Origin of the sequence: Halomonas sp. AOP13-D3-9 (assembly GCF_052379125.1) — a bacterium.
In the GTDB taxonomy this organism is placed as follows: Bacteria; Pseudomonadota; Gammaproteobacteria; order Pseudomonadales; family Halomonadaceae; genus Vreelandella.
The window spans coordinates 88,359-112,380 of the sequence record NZ_JBQSYH010000013.1; the positions used below are offsets into that span (position 1 = coordinate 88,359).

General features: G+C 56.7%; 20 protein-coding genes. 12 read left to right on the forward strand and 8 right to left on the reverse strand.

Annotation, left to right across the window (positions count from 1 at the left end; all coding sequences use genetic code 11):
- Positions 1-20: 20 nt before the first annotated feature.
- From trmA to ACT3UM_RS15360, 3 genes are all read right to left on the reverse strand, one after another.
- Positions 21-1,145 (reverse strand): tRNA (uridine(54)-C5)-methyltransferase TrmA, encoded by a 1,125-nt coding sequence (trmA, locus tag ACT3UM_RS15350; RefSeq protein ID WP_498900186.1) that lies wholly within the window; start codon positions 1,143-1,145, stop codon positions 21-23.
- 40 nt (positions 1,146-1,185) lie between these two features.
- The gene (gene murI, locus ACT3UM_RS15355; protein ID WP_498900188.1) at positions 1,186-2,022 is read right to left on the reverse strand and encodes a glutamate racemase; all 837 of its coding nucleotides are present in this window, start codon (positions 2,020-2,022) and stop codon (positions 1,186-1,188) included.
- 88 nt (positions 2,023-2,110) lie between these two features.
- The gene (locus tag ACT3UM_RS15360) at positions 2,111-2,656 is read right to left on the reverse strand and encodes a hemerythrin domain-containing protein (protein WP_035577700.1); all 546 of its coding nucleotides are present in this window, start codon (positions 2,654-2,656) and stop codon (positions 2,111-2,113) included.
- Positions 2,657-2,881: 225 nt separating this feature from the next.
- On the opposite strand from ACT3UM_RS15360, the gene ACT3UM_RS15365 reads away from it, so the two are divergent.
- Positions 2,882-4,216 carry a replication-associated recombination protein A gene (locus ACT3UM_RS15365; RefSeq protein ID WP_498900190.1) on the forward strand — a complete coding sequence of 445 codons (1,335 nt, stop codon included), beginning with the start codon at positions 2,882-2,884 and terminating at the stop codon, positions 4,214-4,216.
- Positions 4,217-4,436: 220 nt separating this feature from the next.
- Here the strand turns inward: ACT3UM_RS15365 and lolA are convergent, their stop codons facing one another.
- Positions 4,437-5,087 (reverse strand): outer membrane lipoprotein periplasmic chaperone LolA, encoded by a 651-nt coding sequence (gene lolA, locus ACT3UM_RS15370; RefSeq protein ID WP_498900192.1) that lies wholly within the window; start codon positions 5,085-5,087, stop codon positions 4,437-4,439.
- Between the two features lie 180 nt (positions 5,088-5,267).
- A complete protein-coding gene (locus tag ACT3UM_RS15375) occupies positions 5,268-8,378 on the reverse strand; it encodes a DNA translocase FtsK (protein ID WP_498900194.1) in 3,111 nt (1,036 codons plus the stop codon).
- Positions 8,379-8,484: 106 nt separating this feature from the next.
- On the opposite strand from ACT3UM_RS15375, the gene aat reads away from it, so the two are divergent.
- The 3 genes from aat to infA all read left to right on the forward strand — a co-directional run bounded on the left by aat (position 8,485) and on the right by infA (position 10,365).
- The gene (gene aat, locus ACT3UM_RS15380) at positions 8,485-9,231 is read left to right on the forward strand and encodes a leucyl/phenylalanyl-tRNA--protein transferase (RefSeq protein WP_498900196.1); all 747 of its coding nucleotides are present in this window, start codon (positions 8,485-8,487) and stop codon (positions 9,229-9,231) included.
- Positions 9,232-9,280: 49 nt separating this feature from the next.
- A complete protein-coding gene (locus ACT3UM_RS15385) occupies positions 9,281-10,015 on the forward strand; it encodes an arginyltransferase (RefSeq protein ID WP_144810180.1) in 735 nt (244 codons plus the stop codon).
- A 131-nt stretch (positions 10,016-10,146) separates the two neighbouring features.
- Positions 10,147-10,365, forward strand: a complete 219-nt coding sequence (gene infA, locus ACT3UM_RS15390) for a translation initiation factor IF-1 (RefSeq protein WP_007111068.1) — start codon at positions 10,147-10,149, stop codon at positions 10,363-10,365.
- Positions 10,366-10,482: 117 nt separating this feature from the next.
- Here the strand turns inward: infA and clpA are convergent, their stop codons facing one another.
- The 3 genes from clpA to ACT3UM_RS15405 form a co-directional block, all read right to left on the reverse strand.
- Positions 10,483-12,759, reverse strand: a complete 2,277-nt coding sequence (gene clpA / locus ACT3UM_RS15395; protein WP_035577685.1) for an ATP-dependent Clp protease ATP-binding subunit ClpA — start codon at positions 12,757-12,759, stop codon at positions 10,483-10,485.
- Between the two features lie 139 nt (positions 12,760-12,898).
- Entirely contained in the window at positions 12,899-13,207 is a 309-nt protein-coding gene (gene clpS, locus ACT3UM_RS15400; protein WP_035538640.1) for an ATP-dependent Clp protease adapter ClpS, read from the reverse strand.
- 319 nt (positions 13,208-13,526) lie between these two features.
- Complete coding sequence (locus ACT3UM_RS15405) at positions 13,527-15,761, reverse strand: NADP-dependent isocitrate dehydrogenase (protein WP_498900198.1); 2,235 nt, start codon at positions 15,759-15,761, stop codon at positions 13,527-13,529.
- 167 nt (positions 15,762-15,928) lie between these two features.
- Between ACT3UM_RS15405 and ACT3UM_RS15410 the strand changes: the two genes are divergently transcribed.
- From ACT3UM_RS15410 to ACT3UM_RS15445, 8 genes are all read left to right on the forward strand, one after another.
- Positions 15,929-16,537 carry a pseudouridine synthase gene (locus ACT3UM_RS15410; protein WP_498900200.1) on the forward strand — a complete coding sequence of 203 codons (609 nt, stop codon included), beginning with the start codon at positions 15,929-15,931 and terminating at the stop codon, positions 16,535-16,537.
- Complete coding sequence (locus ACT3UM_RS15415) at positions 16,537-16,977, forward strand: NUDIX hydrolase (RefSeq protein WP_498900202.1); 441 nt, start codon at positions 16,537-16,539, stop codon at positions 16,975-16,977. The genes ACT3UM_RS15410 and ACT3UM_RS15415 overlap by 1 nt, the downstream gene beginning before the upstream one ends.
- Positions 16,978-17,080: 103 nt before the next feature.
- A complete protein-coding gene (gene mnmA / locus ACT3UM_RS15420; protein ID WP_261377597.1) occupies positions 17,081-18,256 on the forward strand; it encodes a tRNA 2-thiouridine(34) synthase MnmA in 1,176 nt (391 codons plus the stop codon).
- Positions 18,253-18,894 (forward strand): high frequency lysogenization protein HflD, encoded by a 642-nt coding sequence (gene hflD / locus ACT3UM_RS15425; protein ID WP_035577673.1) that lies wholly within the window; start codon positions 18,253-18,255, stop codon positions 18,892-18,894. Before mnmA ends, hflD begins: the two co-directional genes overlap by 4 nt.
- Positions 18,895-18,943: 49 nt before the next feature.
- Positions 18,944-20,329, forward strand: a complete 1,386-nt coding sequence (purB, locus tag ACT3UM_RS15430; protein ID WP_498900205.1) for an adenylosuccinate lyase — start codon at positions 18,944-18,946, stop codon at positions 20,327-20,329.
- 56 nt (positions 20,330-20,385) lie between these two features.
- A complete protein-coding gene (locus tag ACT3UM_RS15435; RefSeq protein WP_498900207.1) occupies positions 20,386-21,573 on the forward strand; it encodes a JmjC domain-containing protein in 1,188 nt (395 codons plus the stop codon).
- On the forward strand, positions 21,573-21,998 hold the full coding sequence (locus tag ACT3UM_RS15440) for a GNAT family N-acetyltransferase (RefSeq protein WP_498900209.1): 426 nt from the start codon (positions 21,573-21,575) through the stop codon (positions 21,996-21,998). Before ACT3UM_RS15435 ends, ACT3UM_RS15440 begins: the two co-directional genes overlap by 1 nt.
- A 406-nt stretch (positions 21,999-22,404) precedes the next feature.
- Positions 22,405-24,003 (forward strand): isocitrate lyase, encoded by a 1,599-nt coding sequence (locus tag ACT3UM_RS15445; protein WP_498900211.1) that lies wholly within the window; start codon positions 22,405-22,407, stop codon positions 24,001-24,003.
- The last annotated feature ends 19 nt before the right edge of the window (positions 24,004-24,022 follow it).

Consider the following 24,022-nt stretch of genomic DNA (forward strand, 5'->3'; position numbering starts at 1 on the left):
TTACGCATTAGGTCGAGCGCTTACTCGACCTCGCGCCGCTTTAACAACACCCCACACTCACAGTGGTCAGTAAATGGAAACTGGTCAAACAGCGCAAAGCGTTCTATCCAATGGGTGTTGGTCAGTATGGTCAAGTTTTCAGCCAACGTGGCTGGGTTGCATGAAATATAGACGATCTGGGCATACTCGCTGAGTTGCTCACAGCTCTGCGCGTCTAAACCAGCACGCGGCGGATCGACCAGCACGGTAGAAAAATCGTACTCATCCAAGGCCATTTCCGCCACGCGCCGCCCGGCTTTTTCGCCCTTTAGCGCCTGCGAAAACTCCTCGGCTGACATACGACCAATCTGCGCGTTCGTGACGCCATTGGCTTCCAAGTTCACGTTGGCACTGGCCACCGACGTGCGGGAAATCTCTGTTGCTAACACGCGGCGGAAGTTATCGGCTAGGGCAATGGTAAAATTGCCGTTACCACAGTAGAGCTCGACCAGATCGCTCTTTTCGCCACTCTCTTGCTGGCCAGCGGTGACCTCTCGCGCCCAGCTAAGCATTTTCTGGCAGATATGCGCATTGGGCTGGGTGAAGCTGTTTTCGACCTGCTGGTAGTGTAGCGTTCGGCCATCCACCTCCAGCCGCTCCCAGACGTGGTCACGGGTCAACACAAGGCGCTGCTTGCGGGAACGACCAATAATCCTAATGCCCAGCTGTGCTTCCAGCGCCCGCGCCGCTTGCTCCCACTCTTCGCCTAATGGGCGGTGATAAATCAGCGTTACCAGCGCCTCACCTGACAGTGTGGTTAAAAACTCGACCTGAAACAGCTTGCGGCGTAGCTCGTCAGACTTAAGGCAGGCCTCGCGCAATTGCGGCATAAGCTGGTTAATGCGCTCGCTGGCCACCGCGTACTGATCTAGCCGAATCACCCGCTTGTTCTTTGGGTTCTCAGGGTCGACTTCGAACATGGCATAGAAGAGATCGTCCTCTTCGTGCCATATGCGAAACTCGCAGCGCTGGCGGTAATAACCCGGCGGCGATTCAAACACCTCTAACGCCGGTGGCTGGAAAGGGGCAAAGGTACGTTCCAGGTAGTCGCGCTTGGCGGCTAGCTGCTCAGCGTAGCGCTCAGGTTCTACAACGGGGATAGCCAAGGCTGCTCCTCTTTATATTTTGATCAGAAGTAAATAACGTTCAGTCGCCCATATCCAGCCATTGGGACGCCTTAAACCCATAGCGGGCGAAACCAGCGGTCAGGTTGGCAGCGGGTGCCGTGGTAAAGCAGCGGCCATCCTGTTGACCGCTATAGAGCTCATCAACCACTTGCGCGACCCGGCGGGCAATCGCGTCGCCGGAATCGATCCAGTGCAGCGGCACAGGGGCCAGCTGGGTCAGCCAGGGCTTTAGCAGCGGGAAATGGGTACAGCCCAGCACCACGGTATCCAGGGCCTGATAGCCAGCAGAAGAGTAGTCAGACGATAAACAGTGAGCAGACGATGAAGGTGTCGAGGCATGCCATAACGGCGCCAGGGCCGCCTGCATACGGTCAGTATTGGGGCTTATACCCGCCAAGTACGCTTCTGCTTCGACGACCAAGGCATCAGCGGCGACCCGAGTAATGACGCAATCACCGGCAAAGCTATCAATCAAGCGCTGGGTGTAGGGCCGGCCTACCGTGGCTTTGGTGGCAAGCAGCCCAATATGGCGTGTCTGGCTGATCGCCGCGGCAGGTTTGATAGCAGGTACGGTGCCCACAACGGGGATCGTTAACCGCGCGCGCAAATTTTCCAACGCCAGGGTGCTCGCGGTATTACAGGCAACGACCAAAACACTCGGCTGGCATGCTGCCACTGCGGCGCAACACACTGCCACGATACGATCAGTCAGCGCTGCGTCTTCGCGCAGTCCATAAGGCAGCCAAGCGTTGTCGCAGGCGTAACACAGCGCAGCATCAGGGTAGTGTTGGCGCAGGGACTGCGCCACCGACAGGCCGCCAACGCCGGAATCAAAAATTAACACGGGCCCTTTCATGACTCTGCCTGAAAAAAACGGAGCCGCTAGTTTAGCATGCTCCGTCATTTTATTAATGGCCGTTAGTGCGCGGCGAATGCCGCTAGCGCTATAACACGGGCACGTCGGCCCCGCGCAGCTCGGCGTAGAGTTCGGGGTAGGCTTGCTGCAAACGCTCTAACTCCTGCTCAGCGCCTGCTGGGAGCGCCTGACGCAGCTCTTCCATGTCCTCGGGGCCAAAGTGTTCATCAATCAGCGGGAATAGGCCTTCACGCTCATGGCGCAGATAGGCACGGTGGGCTTCTAAATAGGCTTTCAAATCATCGGCAAAGCGATCCATTGGCAGGACATTATCCATCAGGATCATGTCAATATCGTTGGACAGACGCTGGAGACGTGGCTTTAACTCACGATAGTCCTCGGCCATTTGTTCAGTAAGCGCAACATGCTCAGGCGCCTGGGTTTGCAGGCGTTCGACACAGACGCGCTCCAGCGGCGCGGCAAAACCATCCATGTAGGACAAAATATAGTCGACAACCTCGCGCATCAGCTGAAAGTTGGGTCGCTCGCCCTGGACAAGGGTTTTCTGCTTGAGCTGCAGTACATGGAGTAACCTCGCCATGTTGGCATGATCTAGACGCAGTTGGTTTAACATCGAACTGTCTCCTTTATTATGTCATGCCTACCGTCGAAGCCTTGGTGTTAACGGCATGCGATCATAAGCGCGTGGGGTTATCATAAACAATGCCCCTCTAGCGTTATCCTAGCAAGTGTATCTTTCTGATAGGTTACGCCAAAGGTAGTTCGCTAAAGCGCGATTTGCCACCCACACTTGTTGGCAATTTGTTGCTCAACGTACTGATTTATAACGGAAGCTTACATGGATCTTTTCGATAGCGCCCAGGCGATACCCGCCGACGATGCCCCCTTAGCCTTTCGTATGCGTCCACGTCAGTTGGAAGATTACGTGGGCCAGCAGGCGCTGGTGGGGCCAGATAAACCTCTCCGCCGCATGGCGGAATCGGGCTTGGTGCGCTCAATGATTTTATGGGGGCCGCCGGGGGTTGGTAAAACCACCCTCGCAGAGCTGTTAGCCAGGGCCTCCCAGGCCCATCTGGAACATCTCAGCGCAGTGATGGCTGGAGTAAAGGAGATTCGCGCCGTGGTCGAGCGCGCCCAGCAGATGTCCTCTACAGTCATTCTCTTTTTAGACGAGATTCATCGCCTTAACAAGAGCCAGCAGGATGCCCTACTGCCCCATGTGGAGTCGGGCCTGTTGACGCTGATTGGTGCCACCACCGAAAACCCCTCCTTCGAAGTCAATTCGGCGCTGCTTTCCCGCGCGCGGGTTTACGTGCTGAAATCGCTCACTCAAGACGAACTGATCACGGTGATGCGCCAGGCCCTTAACGACGTTGAGCGCGGGCTGGGCAAGCGCGATATTCAGGTGGATGACGAGGTATTAACCGCCCTGGCCCACGCCAGCGCAGGCGACGCCCGACGGGCGCTGGGGCTTTTAGAAACCGCCTGCGATTTCGCTACCCACGAAAACGGCCGTGAAGTGCTTCATAAGGAAGTGTTAGCCGATGTGATTGGTCATCAGGCCAGCTCCTTTGATAAGCAAGGCGATGCCTATTACGACCTGCTCTCAGCAATTCATAAGTCGATACGCTCTTCGCGCCCCAATGCCGCGCTGCTGTATATGGCGCGCTTTATCCAGGGCGGCGGCGACCCGCTGGACGTGGTGCGCAGGCTGACCGCCATTGCCTCAGAAGATGTCGGCAACGCCGACCCCCGCGCGCTACCGCTGGTGATTGCGGCCTGGGATGCTTACTTACGTTTGGGGGATTACGAAGGCCAGCGGGCGATTGCCCATGCGGCGATTCATTTGGCAGTGGCGCCCAAAAGCAACCGCATCGACCGCGCCTGGAGTGAAGCTAAACAGTATGTGCGCCAGCAGCCCCAGGTGGACGTGCCCACTTACCTGCGCAACGCGCCGACCAAGCTGATGGAGCAGTTGGGCCACGGCGAGGGCTATCGCTATGCCCATAACGAGCCTGACGGCTACCCGGCGGGCAGTGCCCACGACTGTTGGCCTGAAGAGCTGCCTAAGGCCGACTTTTTCAAGCCAAGCGCCATCGGGCAGGAGAAACGCTTTGGGGAAATTATGGCGTGGCGGGAAAACCTCGATCAGGAAGCAGATCAGGCGCCCTAAGGCGCCTGATGGTTATTGCTTAACAACCAATCTCTATAAACAACTTACCGCTGACTACCCCCTTCGGTGCCTTGATCACTGCTGATCGCGCAATGAATTGCGCTCCTACAACACCCTGTGCCTGCACCCAGCCAATGCAGGAGCCCGACTTGTCGGGCGATCAGGCTATCTAGAAGCAATGACTCTCGGCACCCCGATCACTCTGCTGATCGCTTCTTCGTTAAAGCTCTTCGCGAATCACATCGGTGCCTTCGGGAATCTCGAAATCAAACATGTCTGACGCAATCTCACCATTGAGGGTAATATTGCTAAACGTAATCGAGGTGCGCTGGCCGGTGCTGTCCATCATCCACAGTTCGCTTAACTCTTCACCTTCAAACACCATGCTCAACTCTTCAAACAGCGTGTCGGCAGAGATAGGCACCAGGGTAAAGACATCATCTCCCCCATCCTGCTCGTAGAAAACCTCATAGCTTTCGGCTAGATCATCTACGCTTCCCGACAGCAACAACGCCGGGGTATGGGTGACCCGATCATCCATCTCTTGAACGGTGACCTGTTCAAGGTCAGGGTCGTACATATACACATCTTCACCGTCGGACACCACGGTTTGAGAGTACGGCGCTTCCACTTCCCAACGCAGCATGCCTGGGCGGGATAACCACATATGCCCCCGCGCGCTCTGCATCCGCTCGCCACTTCCATCCAGAATCTGCTGTTCAAAGTCGGCTTGATAGCGCTCAAGCGGATCCAGCCGCTCGGTCAAACGTTCGGCCGCGTCATCCGCAAAAGCGGGAGCACCAAATGTTAACCCCAAAGCGCTGGCCGCAAATGCCAGTTGTGAAGGACGTTTTGTTTGCGTATCGCGCATATGATCTCCCTAGGCAACCGTTGACAGATAACCGTTGCTAAATAACGAAGCTTGTTAAAAATAACTGAGGCCGGTGTAAACGCTCATGCCTCACTCGGAAACGTAACAGTCAGACGTGAAAAACGCCGTGGGGTTTCACCTACGGCGTTACTTTCACGCTTATTGCATAATTGCGCGCGGTTAGTGGCCCACCGGCGGCGGCGCCAGCACTTCCCGCGCCCCGTTGGAACCCATGGACGTCACTACGCCAGCGCCCTCCATAGCCTCAACCAAGCGCGCAGCTCGGTTGTAGCCAATTTTAAAGCGCCGCTGCACCGCAGAAATCGAGGCTTTGCGTGTTTCGGTGACAAACTGGACGGCCTCATCGTAGAGCGCGTCCTGCTCCGCATCGTCGCCATCGCTCCCTTCAGCCTCAAGGCCGGTTAGGGCATCGGCAGAGACGCCGCCAGAAAGAATCTCTTCGATATACTCCGGCGCACCACGACGCTTCCAGTCATCGACCACCCGATGCACTTCGTCATCATCCACAAAGGCACCATGGATGCGGTTAGGCGGCCCAGAGCCCGCGGGCAGATAGAGCATATCGCCATGCCCCAGCAGGCTTTCGGCGCCGCCCTGGTCAAGAATGGTGCGCGAATCGATTCGAGATGAGACCTGAAACGCCATCCTTGATGGTATGTTGGCTTTAATCAAGCCCGTCACTACATCCACCGAGGGCCGCTGGGTCGCCAGAATCAAATGGATACCGGCAGCGCGGGCTTTTTGTGCCAGGCGCGCAATCAGCTCTTCGACCTTTTTACCGACAATCATAAACATATCGGCAAACTCGTCGATCACCACGACAATGTAGGGCAGTTTCTCCAACACCGGATGGGGCTGGTGCACTTCCCAGGGCTGCGGCTCCCAGAGCGGGTCGGCCACTTGAGCCCCGGCGCGCTCGGCTTCATCCAGGCGACCATTGAAGCCCGCGATGTTACGCACCCCCATGGCTGCCATTAGCTTGTAGCGGCGCTCCATCTCGGCCACGCACCAGCGCAAGCTGTTGGCCGCCTCTTTCATATCAGTGACCACAGGCGCCAGCAGGTGGGGTATGCCGTCATACACCGACAGCTCCAACATTTTCGGGTCGACCATGATCAGCTTCAGCTCGCTGGGCTTCGCTTTCAGCAGCATCGAAATCAGCATGGCGTTAACGCCCACTGATTTACCCGACCCGGTGGTACCCGCGACTAGCAGATGGGGCATCTTGCCCAGGTTAGCGACCACGGGGCTGCCGCCAATATCCTGGCCAAGCGCCATGGTCAGCGGCGAGGTCTCCTGTTGATAGCGGTCGGAGTCGATGACTTCGCGCAGCCGGATCATGGCACGGTTGGGGTTGGGTATTTCGATCCCCACCGTGGGGCGACCGGGAATCACCTCGACCACCCGCACGCTTTTGACCATCAGTGAGCGTGCCAGGTCTTTGGCTAGGTTACTGATTTTAGACACTTTGACGCCCGCGGCAGGCTTAATCTCAAAGCGCGTAATGACCGGCCCAGGCCAGGTATCGACGACTTCTGCCTTGACGCCGTATTCGCGCAGCCGCACTTCAAGCAACTCAGCCATATCGGCCAACTGCTGGTCGCTGTAGTTGGGCTGATAAGGCTCTGCTGGCGTCAGCAGTTGCAGGCTCGGCACGTCGCCTTCGGGCTCGTCAAAGGTCTCAAAAGCAGGCCGCTGGCTCTGCAAATGCTCCACGGTCCATAGTGCAGGTCCTTCATCCGCTTCTGGCGTGCTCTCGTCGGGCGCGAAGGTGGGCTCCTGACGGGCTGCCGGGGTTGGCGTAGGCGGCGCATTGCCTATCTCTTCATCGTCCAGCTCTTCATCATCCAGCTCTTCATCGTCCCACACTGGCTCCGGGACGACCTCAGCCACCCGTTCAGGTCTACGGGCAGGTTCAGGTGCAACAATGCGTTCAGGCGCACGCTCAGCCTCGCTAACACGTTGCTCGGCCTCGGTGGGGACTTCGTCGTCGACAAAAAAGCGGCTTTCCGCAGGCGCTGGCGGCTCTTCTTGACGCGTCGCACGCAGCGGGAAGGCAGTGTCGGCTTCTTTGGGCTCTTCAAACGCAGGTGTCTGCGTCTCAGCCACCGCTGCCGGTTTCTCAGCCTGGACAAAGGCATTTTCGCGCGGCGCTGCTGCCTTTTGCGCGCTGCTATCGGCTGGCTCCGCGGCAGGTGTAGAGGTGTTAGGTGTAGAAGCGATAGGTGCGGGCGTTTTAGCTGGCACATGCTTATTGCTTGAAAAAGCCGCCGCTTCCCAGGGAATCGAAGTGTCCGTGGTCTCGCTGCTTTCTGACGTGCTGCCCGAAAGCGGCATAGACAAGCCTGGCTCACGGCGCTCGCGACCGCTAGGGCTTTTGCCGACGGGCTCCGCCGCAGGCACAGCGTCGGGCTTAGTCTCCGCGGGTGCGGCTTCAGGCGCTACTGGAGACTTACTTTCAGGCGCTAGTGAAGACTTAGCTTCAGGCTGTACTGGAGACTTAGCTTCTGGTTTCGGCGTAGGCTTAGCGGCGGCTTTAGCAGCCGCACGTTGCGCTGCGCGCATGCGGCGAGACTGCCGACGCGCCGATAACCAGCTGCCCAGGCGACATAGTCGCTTGCCGAGTTCATCCGCCACCTGCAGCCATGACATACCGCTAAACAGCGGAAAGCCACTTAAAATTAACGCCGCGGCGATTAGCCCCACGCCGCCACTGCTTACCAGCGGCCTAAGCGCGCCGACCAGGCCTTCGCCCAAAATACCGCCAGAGGCGTAAGGCAGCATGCTTTCAGGGTGATAAAAGTGCAGCGCCCCCAGCATGGTAGTGCCAAAAATAAGCAGCACCAAGCCGCCCGCGTGCACGGCAATCGCCACCGGGTCGAGCTCAAAACGCACCTGGCGCGAGCGAATCAGCCACCAGGCGGCAAAACCAAACATGCCTGGCCACCACAATGCGCTGGCGCCAAGCAGTGAATAGAAGACATCGGCTAGCCAGGCGCCTACTTGGCCCATCCAGTTACGAACATCGGTTTCCGGGCCCTGATAAGACCAGCCTGGATCAGACGGGTGGTAGCTAAATAGCGCTAATAAAAAAAATACACACAGCGCCAGCAGTATTACCACTACGCCTTCGCGTACGGAGCCTTGTAAGCGCAGGCCAAAACGACGAGCCTTATCCTTTGCGGCGTTAACACGCGCAGAAGAAGCCGATGATGGTGTTTGACGCGCGCTACGCTGCGTTCGCTTGTTGACTGCTTTATTCACTTTCAAGCGACTCTCCCTTTACACCTCAATGGCGTCTTTAATCCACTTGCGAGTTTGCATGATACCGAGCATCCTTCCGCCGTCACAGAGCACGCTGCAACAGGAGCAAGTAATGCTACCCTGGCTTTCCTCGCCACATCCTACATTTCCAGCTACGCATAACGCCCTAGAGGCGCCCAATGGCCTGCTGGCCGCTGGCGGTGAGCTCTCTCCCGCCTGGCTGGTAGAAGCCTATCGGCAGGGCATATTTCCCTGGTTCAGCGACGACGACCCCATTCTGTGGTGGAGTCCAGACCCGCGCATGATACTCCTACCAGAGCAATTTAAGCAGCGTCGTAGCCTAACCAAACGATTACGGCATGGTGGCTTCCATGTCACCCTGGATCAACACTTCGACCAGGTAATTCAGGCCTGCGCCGCCCCACGTGGCGAAGAGGCGGGCACCTGGATCACGGATGACATGTGCGACGCCTACAGCCTGCTGCATGCCTTGGGCATTGCCCATAGCATTGAAGTCCATCAAAACAGTCAATTAGTGGGCGGGCTGTATGGCATTGCCATGGGCCCAGTGTTTTTCGGCGAGTCGATGTTCTCCCGCGCCCCGGATGCCTCAAAGGTAGCGCTGGCCCACCTTGCCAGGGCCATGCGCGAGCACGGTGGCAAACTCATCGACTGCCAAATGCATACGCCCCACCTGGAGAGCCTGGGCGCTATTACAGTCGCCCGCGAGGCATTCATCAACTATCTTAAAAACTGGTTGCCCGAGAAGGCGTTTACGTTCACTTCATCAACCACTGAGACACCCACTGTTCCCGCATCGCTGTGGCTAAACGCGATTGCCGCTGAGGGTAATGCATAGTGACGAACTTATTCTGTTTCAACCCTTTCTTTCAACAAGGAGGCAAGCCGTGAGCAGTAACACTCCGCGTCGCCCGGTGCGGGATTTGCGCTTCTTCCTTACCGTGCCCCATGCCTGTAGCTATCTACCCGGTAGAGAGGCGACGACACTGTTTCTCGACCCTCAGGAGTCGCCAGTCCCAGGTGTCTATGACTCGCTGGCGCTGTTAGGGTTTCGTCGCAGCGGGCGCCATTTATACCGCCCTCACTGTGAGGGGTGCAACGCCTGCCGCTCGGTGCGTATTCCCGTTGAACAGTTTGCGGCTAACCGCACGCAACGCAAAATTTGGCGCCGCAACGCCGATATTAGCGTGCGTGTCGTGCCCGCTCACTTTGCATCAAGCCACTACTCGCTCTACGCTAACTACATTCGCCAGCGCCATGCCGACGGCGATATGTACCCGCCCAGCCGCGAACAGTATCGCACTTTTCTCACCCTTGATGAGCCCTATGCCCATCTAATGGAGATGTACCTCGACGACGAACTGGTCGGGGTAGCCGCTTTTGACCAGTTGGAGCATGGGCTCTCGGCAATCTACACCTTCTTTGCCGTGAGCGAGGCCTTAGACAAGCGTTCGCTAGGCACTTTTGCTATTCTCCAGCTCATTGAACTCAGCCGAGAAAAAGCGCTGCCGCACCTTTATTTAGGGTATTGGATCGAAGAGTGCCGTAAGATGCGCTACAAGCAGGCGTTTGCGCCGTTGGAAATCCTTGATGGGCGCCATTGGCGGCCGTTAATTCGCTAAACATGCCAGCTTTTTTGCCTTGACGGCGGGCTTACGGCACAATATAGCGCTGTTTCTTGAGCGCCCACCTAGCGGCACTCAAATTCTGGCCGGTTATTACATCACTAACTCATAAGTGAGGACATGCCTATATGGCACGCGAAGATCATATTGAAATGGAAGGCGTTATCGTCGATACCCTTCCGAACACCATGTTTCGGGTTGAGCTGGAAAACGGTCACGTTGTTACTGCTCACATCTCCGGCAAAATGCGCAAAAATTATATCCGCATTCTGACCGGCGACAAGGTAAAAGTAGAGCTGACACCGTACGACCTGTCCAAAGGCCGTATCGTATACCGTTCGCGCTAAGCCCTCAGCGGGTTGATGACTGCTGACTAAGAACGACAACGCCCCGTCAAAGACAGGGCGCTGCGTTTTTGTGGGTACAACATAAGTGATGGGCTTTAATGCGGCTTAGCGCCCTTTTCAGGGCGCGTCTGCCATTTCAGTCTCTGTGGAAAGGTGCAACTCGCCCTCCTCCAGGCTGACGTGAACAATGCCGCCCTGGTCAGCCAGCTCGCCAAACAGAATCATCTCGGCTAATGGCTTCTTCAGCTTCTCTTGAATGAGGCGCGCCATTGGGCGTGCACCCATGTCAGGATCGTAGCCTTTATCGGCCAGCCAATCTCGCGCCATATCGTCCACATCCAGCTGAACACGCTTCTCATCCAGCTGCGCCTGCAGCTCAATCAAGAACTTGTCGACGACGTTGCGCACCACCGAAACCGGCAGCGAATGGAATTGAATAATGCCATCCAGACGGTTGCGGAACTCCGGCGAGAAGGTCCGGCGAATCACTTCCATGGCATCGGTGGAGTGGTCTTGATGCTGGAAGCCGATTGAGCGGCGCGATGCCTGCTCAGCACCGGCGTTAGAGGTCATGATCACGATAACGTGGCGGAAGTCCGCTTCACGGCCATTGTTATCCGTTAAGCGACCGTGATCCATGACCTGCAGCAGCAGGTTAAAGACTTCCGGATGCGCTTTCTCGATCTCATCCAGCAGCAGCACGCAGTGCGGCTGCTTAGTGACCGCTTCCGTCAGCAGACCACCCTGGTCGTAACCAACGTAACCCGGGGGCGCACCGATCAAACGCGATACGGTGTGACGCTCCATATACTCCGACATGTCAAAGCGCACCAACTCGATGCCCATAATATGCGCAAGCTGCTTGGCCACTTCGGTTTTACCCACCCCTGTGGGGCCAGCAAACAGGAAGCTACCGACGGGCTTATCGGGGGATTTAAGCCCTGCCCGGGAAAGCTTAATGGCCGCTGAGAGGCTATCGATTGCTTCATCCTGACCAAACACCAGCATCTTCAGGTCACGATCCAGCTTCTCTAGCAGCTTGCGGTCAGAGCTTGAAACACTCTTCGGCGGAATACGCGCAATCGATGCCACCACGGCTTCCACTTGCTCGACGTCGATGGTCTTGAGGCGCACTTCCGGCGGCAATAGACGCTGGTGAGCGCCCGCCTCATCAATCACATCAATCGCTTTGTCGGGCAGGAAGCGGTCGTTGATGTAGCGATCCGCTAAACGTGCCGCGCTCTCAAGCGCGCCATCGGTATACTTCAGTTCGTGGTGCTCTTCAAAGCGTGAACGCAACCCTTTGAGGATTTTGATGGTGTCGTCGACCGACGGCGCCATCACATCCACTTTCTGGAAGCGCCGCGCCAGGGCACGATCTTTCTCGAAGATACCGCGGAATTCTTGGAACGTGGTCGAACCAATGCAGCGCAGCTCGCCCGAAGAGAGTAGTGGCTTAAGCAGGTTAGACGCATCCATCACACCACCAGAGGCGGCGCCTGCGCCAATCACCGTGTGGATCTCATCGATGAATAGCACCGCGTTAGGCTGCTTGCGTAGCTCGCTCAGCAGGCTTTTGAGGCGTTTTTCAAAGTCGCCACGGTACTTGGTACCGGCCAGTAGCGCGCCCATATCCAGCGAATAGACCACCGCATCGGCAATAACGTCGGGAACATCTTCTTCAACGATACGCTTGGCCAAGCCTTCGGCCACCGCGGTTTTACCCACGCCTGCCTCACCGACCAACAGCGGATTGTTCTTGCGCCGCCGGGCCAGAATTTGCACCACGCGCTCAAGCTCGTGGTCACGGCCAATCAGCGGATCAATTTTGCCCAGCCGCGCCTGCTCATTTAGGTTGGTAGCGTAGCCCGTGAGCGGATGCGCAGCGCCCTCATTGCCACCCTCTTCCGCGTCTTCGCTCTCTGACGAAGAAGGAGCGGGAGACGGCCCGTGACCAGCCACTTTGGAGATACCATGGGCGATGTAGTTGACCGCATCAACCCGCGCAACACTCTGCTGTTTAAGGAAGTAAACCGCTTGGCTCTCTTGCTCGGAGAAGATCGCTACCAGCACATTAGCGCCGGATACTTCACTTTTACCCGATGACTGAACGTGGAAGACCGCCCGCTGTAAAACACGCTGAAAACCAAGCGTGGGCTGGGTCTCGCGATCACCCTGGCCTTCTGGAATCAGTGGCGTGGTCGAGTTAATAAAATCCTGCAGATCGGACCGCAGCTTGTCGAGGTTCGCCCCGCAGGCCTTCAGTACGTCTACCGCTGAGGCATTATCTAGCAACGCTAGCAGCAGGTGCTCAACGGTCATAAACTCATGGCGCTTTGAACGCGCCACGGTGAAGGCCGTGTTCAGGGTCATTTCAAGTTCTTTGCTCAGCATGGCAGTCCCCTTTTCGCTACTACCTAGGGCGTATCGCCACCTAGGGCTTGCGTCGGATCAGTTTAATCGACCGGCACTCTCAACATCGGGTACAAATGGCACGGTTGCAAGCCTCACCGCCAATTATTTCTCAACGTTTTTAATTGGCGGCCTCAATATCACTTATCAACGGATGCTCACACTCCCGGGCATATTCGTTTACCTGATAGCTTTTGGTTTCAGCTATATCCCGCGTAAATACGCCGCAGGTGCCCTTTCCTTGGGTATGTACGGCGAGCATAACCTGAACGGCTGTCTCGCTGTCCATGTTGAAAAAATCTTGCAGCACTTCAATGACGAACTCCATCGGCGTGTAATCGTCATTGTGAAGCACCACCTTATAAAGCGGCGGTTGCGCCAGCGCCGGTTCTGCTGACTGCACCGCGATATCGCCATCTTCATCGGGCATATTTGGCCGTGTCATCCCCGCTTGTACGGGTAGCATGGCCAAGCATGAACTATCTAGGTTGGGCATAAGCAGCACGGTGGTTATCTCAACACTGACCGCTGGAAGCGTCTACAGGTCTCACGATGGCTAATTGGCTACTAACTTTCACTATTAGCTAAGACGCTTTCGATCAGCAAGGGTTCATGGAAAAATTAAAATATCACAGGGTGTAACAGGGAGTGCAAGAGCGGGTGGAATCGGGTGGAATAGAGAACTTAATACGAAACCCCCGCCCGCCGAGCGGACGGGGGTTAACAAGCCTCATCGCGGGCGGTTGCTATTAGCTCTTAGCGACCATGGCCAGCGTTTCGTTAAGAGTCTTGCTGGGGCGCATAACCTGACCAGCCAACTCAAGATCCGGGTGGAAATAGCCACGAATATCGACAGACTGCCCCTGAACGCTGTTCAGTTCATCGACAATGGTCGCCTCTTTGGCCGTTAGCGCGTCGGCCAAACGACCGAATAAGGCTTGCATCTCGGCATCTTCACTCTGCTCAGCCAAGGCTTCTGCCCAGTATAGCGCCAAATAGAAGTGGCTGCCGCGGTTGTCGAGCTCACCCACTTTGCGCGACGGCGACTTATTGCTATCCAGGAACTTACCGTTCGCCTGATCGAGGGCTTTAGCCAGCATTTTCGCCCGGGCGTTATCGAAGGTGCTGCCCAGGTGCTCAAGGGATGCCGCCAGGGCCAGGAACTCGCCCAGCGAATCCCAGCGCAGGTGGTTCTCTTCCAGCAACTGTTGAACGTGCTTGGGCGCAGAGCCGCCAGCGCCGGTTTCAAACAAACCACCGCCATTCATCAACGGTACGATTGAGAGCATTTTGGCACTGGTGCCCAGCTCCATAATCGGGAACAGATCGGTCAAGTAGTCGCGCAGTACGTTGCCAGTGACGGAGATGGTGTCTTCGCCCTTACGGATACGCTCCAGGGAGAAGCGCATGGCGTCTTCCGGCGCCATGATACGAATATCCAGGCCAGTGGTATCGTGATCTTTCAAGTAGCTTTCGACTTTCTTGATCAACTGAGCATCGTGAGCGCGCTGGGCATCCAGCCAGAAGATAGCGGGCGTGGCGCTTTCACGGGCACGGTTAACCGCCAGCTTCACCCAATCGCGCACCGGGGCATCTTTGGTCTGGCACATCCGCCAAATGTCGCCCTGTTCAACGCTGTGCTCTAACACGACATTGCCGCTGGCATCGGTAACGCGCACCGTACCGTCAGTGGGGATTTGGAAGGTCTTATCGTGAGAGCCGTACTCTTCAGCTTTCTGCGCCATGAGACCCACATTGGGCACGCTGCCCATGGTGGTCGGATCAAAGGCACCGTGCTGTTTGCAATCTTCAATCACGGTTTGATAGATACCGGCGTAGCAGCGATCTGGAATCACTGCTTTAACGTCGTGTAGCTGGTCGTCGGCGCCCCACATTTTACCAGAGTCGCGGATCATCGCGGGCATAGAGGCGTCGATGATCACGTCGCTGGGCACGTGTAGGTTGGTGATTCCTTTGTGGGAGTTCACCATCGCCAAACGCGGACGCTCGGCATACAGCGCCTGAATCTCATCCTGAATCTGGGTCTGACGCTCTTCTGGCAGCGATTTAATCGTCGAGTAGAGGTCACCGATACCGTTATTGGCATCGAAACCCGCCTGCTGAAGATCATCAGCATGCTTGCTCAGCACGTCCTGATAAAACTCGCTGACCACCATCCCGAACATGATCGGATCAGAAACTTTCATCATGGTCGCTTTAAGGTGCAGCGAGAACAGCACGTCTTTGGCTTTGGCGTCAGCGACTTCTTCGGCCACGAAACGACGCAGGGCGTTACGGCTCATCACCGCACCATCGACCACTTCGCTTTCCAGCACCGAGGTTTTCGGCTTGAGTACCGTCGTGCTGCCATCTTTGGCGACCAGCTCAATCTTAAGATCGGTGGCCTTTTCAATTAGCGCCGACTTTTCACTGCCGTAGAAGTCGCCTTCACGCATATGCGCGACATGAGACTTGGAGTCGCTGCTCCATTCACCCATACGGTGAGGATATTTGCGGGCGTAATTTTTAACTGACAAGGGCGCACGGCGGTCAGAGTTACCTTCACGCAGTACGGGATTGACGGCACTGCCTTTGGTTTTGTCGTAGCGAGCCTGGATATCTTTCTCTTCGTCAGTTTGGGGCGTTTCCGGGTAGTTGGGAAGTTTGTAGCCCTGCTGCTGTAATTCTTTGATCACCGCCTTTAACTGGGGCAGTGAGGCGCTGATATTAGGCAATTTAATAATATTAGCTTCTGGGGTCTTGGTCAGTTCGCCAAGCTCCGCCAGGTGATCGCCGATCTGCTGCTCTTTACTCAGATAGTCGGGGAACTGAGCGATGATGCGAGCGGCCAGGGAAATATCGCGGGTCTCTACCTGGATACCAGCAGAATCGGTGAATGCGTCGATAATGGGTAGCAGGGAGTGTGTCGCGAGCGCAGGCGCTTCGTCGGTGAGCGTATAGATGATCTTCGGCGTTTTGGTCATTTTTGCGTTAACCTCTCTCTTTTCGCTGCGGTGGCAAGAAATCTTGAGCGGAGCGCGAGCTCAACGATGGGCGCCCCATTAGGTAGCCGGAGTATACCAGCGCTGCCCTCCATGCGCATGGTCGACATGCCAAAGGCACCGAGTAAATAGAGTATCAACGAGACTTCATGAGCAACCTTTATCTACTGCATAAGCCTTTCCAGGTACTGAGTCAGTTCACTGACCGCGAGGGTCGCCCAACGCTGGCGGACTATATTGATGTCAATAATGTTTACCCCGCCGGCCGGTTAGATTACGACTCTGAAGGCCTGCTGCTGCTCAGCGATGACGGTGAATTGATTCACCGCATCTCTCACCCCCGCCATAAGCAGCCCAAAACCTACTGGGCTCAGCTCGAAGGGCACATTGATGACACGGCGCTCAAGGCGTTACGCCAGGGCATTACCCTTAAAGACGGCCCCACCCAGCCCGCTAAGGCGCGGCGAATAGATCCTCCCACTACCGCGCCGCGCCAACCGGCCATCGACCCCAAGCGCCACCCCTCGACTAGCTGGCTGGAGTTAACCCTCAGCGAAGGGCGTAACCGACAGGTGCGCCGCATGACGGCCCACGTGGGCTTTCCCACCCTGCGCTTGATTCGCATCGCCATTGGCCCATGGAGGCTGGACGGTTTGGCCCCTGGCGAATGGCGTAAGGAAACGCTACACGCTCCTCGATCCGCCAATACGCCTGCTCGCCAGCGAGCAAGACCCACCACAAAGCGCAGGAAGCCCTGATGAGCCTTATTCGCAGCACCGCAGCCTGCGTGATTCAGCAGGGTGAGCGCTTTTTGATGGTAGAAGAGCAGCGCGGCGGCCCGCAGAGCGTGTTTAACCAGCCCGCCGGCCATATCGAACCCGGCGAGGGGCCTATCGCGGCGATTATGCGTGAGGTTCAGGAAGAGACCGCTTGGCAGGTCTCACTCACCGGTTACCTGGGCCTATACGTATTCCATAGCGACGCAGGACAGACATTTCATAGCCACGGTTTTATTGCCGCGCCGCTTGAGAAGCTCGATCTCGCCCTTGACCCCGATATTTTCTCCACCCATTGGCTCACACTTGAGCAAATACGCGCCTTAGATCACCAGTCACGTCTACGCAGCCCACTAGTACTCAAACGTATTGAGGATGCGCTCAGCGGAGCGAGTTATCCGCTAGCGGTTATTCGCGAGTGAAGCACTCGAAGCCATCACCCCCCATCGTGTATAATCCCCACCCAATTGCATAACACTTTTTAGCAAACCACCTTTTGCACACTATTTCTTACTGAGGATGCCGATGTCATCCAATACCCAGCCAGCCAGCGATGGTTCAACCACTACCGAGCCCTCCACTAGCGGCAAAGTCATTGTCGGTATGTCCGGCGGCGTCGACTCGTCCGTTTCCGCCCTTCTGCTCATGCAACAAGGCTATGAGGTGGAAGGTCTGTTTATGAAAAACTGGGACGAAGACGACGGCACCGAATACTGCACCGCTAAAGAAGATCTCGCCGACGCCGAAGCGGTCTGCGCCAAGCTGGGCATTAAACTGCACACCGCCAATTTTGCCGCGGAGTACTGGGATAATGTCTTTGAGCACTTTTTAGCCGAATACAAAGCGGGCCGTACGCCCAACCCGGATATTCTGTGTAACCGGGAAATCAAGTTTAAGGTGTTCCTTGAGTACGCCGAAATGCTGGGTGCCGATAAAATCGCCACCGGGCACTATGTTCGTCAAGGGCATGTCCGCCAAGGCATGAGCGAAAGTCGTCCGCGCCTGCTTAAAGGCCTGGACGGCAATAAAGATCAAAGCTACTTCCTACATGCGGTGCCGGAAGCCGCGATCGCGCGCACCCTGTTTCCCGTGGGCGAGCTGGAAAAACCCGCCGTGCGTGCGTTAGCGGAACAGCACGAGCTGATTACCGCCAAGAAAAAAGACTCCACCGGGATCTGCTTTATTGGCGAGCGGCGTTTTCGCGACTTCCTGCAGCAGTACCTACCCGCCCAACCCGGCAGCATTGAAACGCCGGACGGCGATGTGATTGGCCAACATATGGGGCTGATGTACTACACCCTGGGCCAGCGCCAAGGCTTAGGCATAGGCGGGCTGGCCAACTACTCAGAAGAGCCCTGGTACGTGGCGGCGAAAGACCTTGATCGCAACGTACTGGTCGCGGTGCAGGGCAAGCACGATCAATTGCTCTACTCCGACACTCTGGCCACGGAAGCCATGGATTGGGTGGCGGGCGAGCCGCCGGTTCAGCAGGGTCGCTTTACTGCCAAGACGCGTTACCGGCAAAGCGACTGCCGCTGCGAAATGCGTGTGCTGCCCGACGGCGGTGTCGAGGTTACCTTCGATGACCCGCAGTGGGCCGTCACCCCCGGCCAATCGTTGGTACTTTACGATGGCGACATTTGCTTGGGCGGCGGCGTTATTCGCGCCACCTGGAAGAAAGCCGCGGAGGCTGCTGCATGAATCCCACCACGCCGATTCATCGCGCGCCCGACTCGCCGTCTGCCCGCCAAGCGCTTGCGTTAGCAGGCGTGTTCCAAGCCGCCAGTCTGGTGGACGAACTCGCCCGCACCGGGCAAGTCGACCCGCGCGCCTGGGAAACGCTGATTGAAGCCACCGTGGATACCAACCCGGAGAGCTTTGAAGCTATTTACGGCGGGCACCCCAACAACTTACGCCGTGGCCTGGATACCTTAGAAGCCCTGGTGGGCCGCAAGCAGGCGAACCCGGTGGTGCTGCGTTACGGTTTTTCGCTGCTGATGCTGATGAATAAACTGCGCACCAGCAATGACATGATGGACGCTCTGGGCCAAAAGCTCACCCGCATTCAGGGTCAGGCCGAGCATTTCGGTGCTACCCATGAAAACGTGGTCGCCAGCCTGGGGGAAGCCTACCAAGAGACCATCTCCACCTTTAAAACCCGCATTGTGGTGCAGGGTGACCCCTCGCTATTGCAAAGCCGCATGATGCCCGAGCGTGTGCGCGCCTGCCTGATGGCAGGGATTCGCTTTGGGTTATTGTGGCATCAACAAGGCGGGCGGCGTTGGAAGCTGGTATTCCAGCGCAAAGCGCTACGCCGGGCGCTGGACAGCCTCAGCTGACCGCCACCCAATCGACTATTCTGTTCTCGAACCATCTGGAAACCATGCCATGCAACTCTCCGCTTTGACCGCCCTCTCCCCCGTTGACGGCCGCTACGCTTCTAAAGCCGCTGCCCTGCGCGAACACTTCAGTGAATTCGGCCTGATTCGCGCCCGTGTGATTGTGGAAGTTCGCTGGCTTCAGCGCTTGGCCGAGCACACGAAAATTACCGAAGTGCCGCCCCTCTCGGCTGAAGCGACCGCCTTTCTTGAGCAGCTGATTCGTGAGTTTTCGATCAGCGATGCCGAGCGCATCAAAGAGATCGAGCGCACGACCAATCACGACGTCAAAGCGGTGGAGTATTTCCTCAAAGAGAAAATTGCCGATCAAGCCGAGCTGCATGCGGTCACTGAGTTTATTCACTTTGCCTGCACCAGTGAAGATATCAACAACCTCTCTTACGGCGTGATGCTCAGCGATGGCCTAAACGCCATGCTACCCACCATGCACGAAGTGGCCGACGAAATCGCCAAACTGGCCATCGCCCACGCCGCCCAGCCGATGCTCTCTCGTACCCATGGCCAAACGGCGACACCTACCACACTGGGCAAAGAGATGGCCAATGTGGCCTACCGCCTTAAGCGCCAGTTGAAGCAGATTGAAGCGGTGGAAGTGCTGGGCAAAATCAACGGCGCCGTGGGCAATTATAACGCCCACCTGACCACCTACCCAGAGATCGATTGGGAAGCCAACGCACGTACCTTTGTGGAAGGCCTAGGGCTAACGTTCAACCCTTACACCACCCAGATCGAGCCCCACGACTATATCGCCGAACTGTTCGATGCTATCTGCCGCTTCAATACGATCTTGATCGACTTCGATCGCGACGTATGGGGCTATATTTCATTGGGTTACTTCAAGCAGCGTACGGTAGAGGGCGAAATTGGCTCATCGACCATGCCGCACAAAGTCAACCCGATCGACTTTGAAAACTCCGAGGGCAACCTGGGCCTGGCCAATGCGGTACTTAGCCACCTCGCCCAGAAACTACCCATCTCGCGCTGGCAGCGCGACCTCACCGACTCTACCGTACTGCGCAATCTGGGTGTGGGCTTGGCCTACGGTTTAATTGCTTACCACGCTAGCCTGAAAGGCGTCAGCAAGCTGGAAGCCAATCCCGAGCGTTTAGACGCCGACCTGGATAACAGCTGGGAAGTGCTCGCTGAGCCGATTCAAACGGTGATGCGCCGCTACGGCATCGAAAAGCCCTACGAAAAACTTAAGCAACTGACCCGTGGCAAACGTATTGACCAAGCGGGCTTTGCGGCGTTTATTGATACGCTGGAACTGCCCAGCGAGGTCAAAACCGAGTTGAAGGCGCTCTCACCGGCCAACTATATTGGTAATGCTCAGGCTCAGGCCGAAGCATTGACGCAACAATTAAACTGTTTATAACGACATCTATAACGCCACCTTATATTAACGCCAACTTACTAACGCTAGGGTATGCCATGAGCCATCACGATAAGCCGCTAACCCTGCTGGGCGATCTTACCGCCGCAGACTTTCTGGCCAATTATTGGCAGCAAAAGCCGCTGCTGATTCGCGGCGCGATGCCCGACTTCATTAGCCCCATTGAAGCTGATGAACTGGCTGGCCTTGCCTGCGAACCTGGCGTAGAGGCACGCTTGGTCGAAGAGGAAGGCCCGGATGGCCCCTGGCAGGTCTCTCACGGCCCCTTCGATGAAGCCACCTTCGAACGGTTGCCGGAACATAACTGGAGTCTGCTGGTGCAGGCGGTTGACCACTATGTGCCCGCGGTAGCAGCACTGATGGATGAGTTTGACTTCCTACCCCGCTGGCGGTTAGATGATGTGATGATCAGCTACGCTCCTCCTGGCGGCAATGTGGGCGCGCATATCGACCAGTACGACGTTTTCCTACTCCAAGCCAGCGGCCACCGCCGCTGGCAGCTGGGTGGCAAACTGACCGAAGATGCGCCGATTATCCAAGGCATTGATCTCCGCATTCTGAAAGAATTCAGCGTAGAGCCAGACTCCGACTGGGTGCTTGACCCCGGCGATATGCTCTATCTTCCTCCCGGTTGGGCGCATCACGGCGTCAGCCAGAGCGATGACTGCATGACCATTTCGGTGGGCTTTCGCGCACCTTCCGCCGATGAGGCGATCACCTCCTATGCGGACTACCTCGGCGAACAGCTACCAGCCTCTCAGCGTTACAGCGATGCAGGCATGGCGCCTGCTCAGCAGCCCGGTGAACTGGATGACGCTGCGGTGGAGCGGATGCGTCAGCTGATTATGTCGACACTGGATAACCCTACCCAAGTTGCCCAGTGGTTTGGCCGGGTGATGACCCAGCCAAAATATGTCGATCAAGTGGTACCGCTTGAAACACCGATGACCGAGGCGGCGCTTGTTGCTCAGCTACAAGACGGCGAACCGCTTTATCATATGCCGGGCTCACGCTTTGCCTGGCGTAGCGACGCCAGCGGCACCACGCTATTTGTTGATGGCGACGGCCACGCAAGCTCTGCTGAGTTGGCTAAACGCCTTGCCGACACTACCCCGCTCTACGCCGACGACCTTGAGCTTGACGGTGCTGCTGCGTTAGTCACACAACTGGTCAATACCGGCAGCCTCGGTTTTATGAGCGATGAAGGTGACGACGAGGCGTATTAATGGCGATTACCCACATTAGTACCGGCGACTGGGAAACGCTTGGCCCTGCGGCCAGCGAGATCCGGCGTAGAGTGTTTGTTGACGAGCAGAACGTGCCTCAGGAAGTGGAGTGGGATGGCCTGGACCCTGAGTGCCAACACTTTCTGGCTCTGCTCGACGGGCAGCCGGTAGGCACCGCACGGCTGCTGCCCGATGCGCATATTGGCCGTGTTGCAGTACTTAGTGATGCCCGCGGCACCGGCATCGGCGTGCTGCTGATGCAGGCCGCCATTGAAGCGGCCCGCCATGCGGGACACACTCAAGTCGTCCTGAGCGCCCAGGTTCACGCGTTGGCGTTTTATCAGCGGCTAGGCTTTGTTGCCCACGGCGAGGAGTTTCTCGATGCAGGTATTCCCCATCGAGAAATGACGCTTTCACTCGCGTAATAGATCCTCTTGTTTGATCTCTAGCACTGCTCCGGCAGTGCTTTTTTATGCCCTTCTGACGAAAAACCACTACACAAACCCACCGCTGTATTACCCCGCTGTAGTCGGGTTACAACCCACTGTGCCCCCAAGTGTCAATTGTTGAATGCGCCATCCTCGTGGATAGTTATTGCATTGCAGCGTTATGGCGATGTGGTTAAGGCTTCAAGCCCGCAACGCTGTATCAGATGTCTCTAGCACCCAAGACAATGGGCTTAGAGACGATTGACTTAGAGACGATTGACTTAGAGACGATTGGCTTAAAGACAGTAACGCGAAATTCAATGATGCTGAACACAACTTCGCAGGTGCAGCATAAGCAAGCGCTGATTTGCGAAACAACATCAAGACCAAAGAGGGTAAGCTCATGACAGGACTGCTCGACGATATCAAAGCCATGGCCCAGCTCCGCGAAGCACAAGGCGGCAAATGGGAAGCCATCAAACCTGAATACGCCGCCCGCATGCGTGCTCAAAACCGCTTTCACACCGGCCTGGACATTGCTCGCTATACCGCCAAAGTCATGCGTGAAGACATGGCCGCTTACGATGCTGACACCGCACAGTACACCCAGTCACTAGGCTGCTGGCACGGCTTTATTGGTCAGCAGAAGCTTATCTCGATCAAAAAGCACTTTGGCACCACCAAACGTAGCTACCTCTACCTGTCTGGCTGGATGGTGGCCGCGCTGCGCTCCGAGTTCGGTCCGCTCCCCGACCAGTCAATGCACGAGAAAACCTCCGTCGCGGACCTGATCGAAGAGCTCTACACCTTCCTAAAGCAAGCCGATGCCTGGGAACTTAACCACCTGTTCCGCGCCCTGGATGAGGCTAAAGAGGCCGGCGATAGCGGCAAAGAGCAGGAGTTGATCAGCAAAATCGATAATTACGAGACCCATGTTGTACCGATTATTGCTGATATCGACGCAGGCTTTGGTAACGCAGAAGCCACCTATCTGCTCGCCAAGAAGTTTATTCAAGCGGGCGCCTGCTGTATCCAGCTGGAAAACCAGGTCTCTGACGAAAAACAGTGCGGCCACCAGGACGGTAAAGTCACCGTGCCCCATGAGGACTTTCTGGCCAAGATTAACGCCGTGCGTTATGCCTTCCTGGAACTCGGCATTGAAGATGGCGTTATCGTGGCGCGCACCGACTCCCTCGGCGCTGGTTTGACGCAGAAAATTGCCGTCACCAATCAACCAGGAGATCTAGGTGATCAGTACAACAGCTTCCTGGACGGCGATGTAATCGAAAATGCCGCCGACATCAACAACGGCGACGTAGTTATCAAGCAGAACGGCAAGCTGGTTAAGCCCAAGCGTCTCGCGTCGGGCCTCTACCAATTCAAGGCGGGCACCGGTGAAGATCGCGTCATTCTTGACTGCATCACCAGCCTGCAAAACGGCGCCGACCTGCTATGGATCGAAACTGAGAAGCCCCACGTAGGCCAGATCGCCAGCATGGTTAACCGGATTCGTGAAGTCGTGCCGGATGCCAAGCTGGTCTACAATAACTCACCGTCGTTTAACTGGACGCTGAACTTCCGCCAGCAGGTGTTCGATGCCTGGCAGGAAGAGGGTAAAGATGTATCGGCTTACCAGCGTGACAAGCTGATGAGCGCCGAGTACGACGACACAGAGCTTGGTCAGTTGGCCGATGAGTGGACGCGCAACTTCCAGCGCGACTCATCTCGCGAAGCGGGGATCTTCCACCACTTGATCACCCTGCCGACTTACCACACCGCCGCCCTGTCCACCGACAATCTGGCGAAAGGCTACTTCGGCGACGAAGGCATGCTGGCTTACGTGAAAGGCGTCCAGCGCCAGGAAATTCGCCAGGGGATCGCCACGGTTCGCCACCAGGATATGGCGGGCTCCAATATCGGTGATGACCACAAAGAGTTCTTCCACGGCGATGCCGCGCTCAAAGCCGGTGGCAAAGACAACACGATGAACCAGTTTGGCTGATTAGCGGGTTTTAAACTGC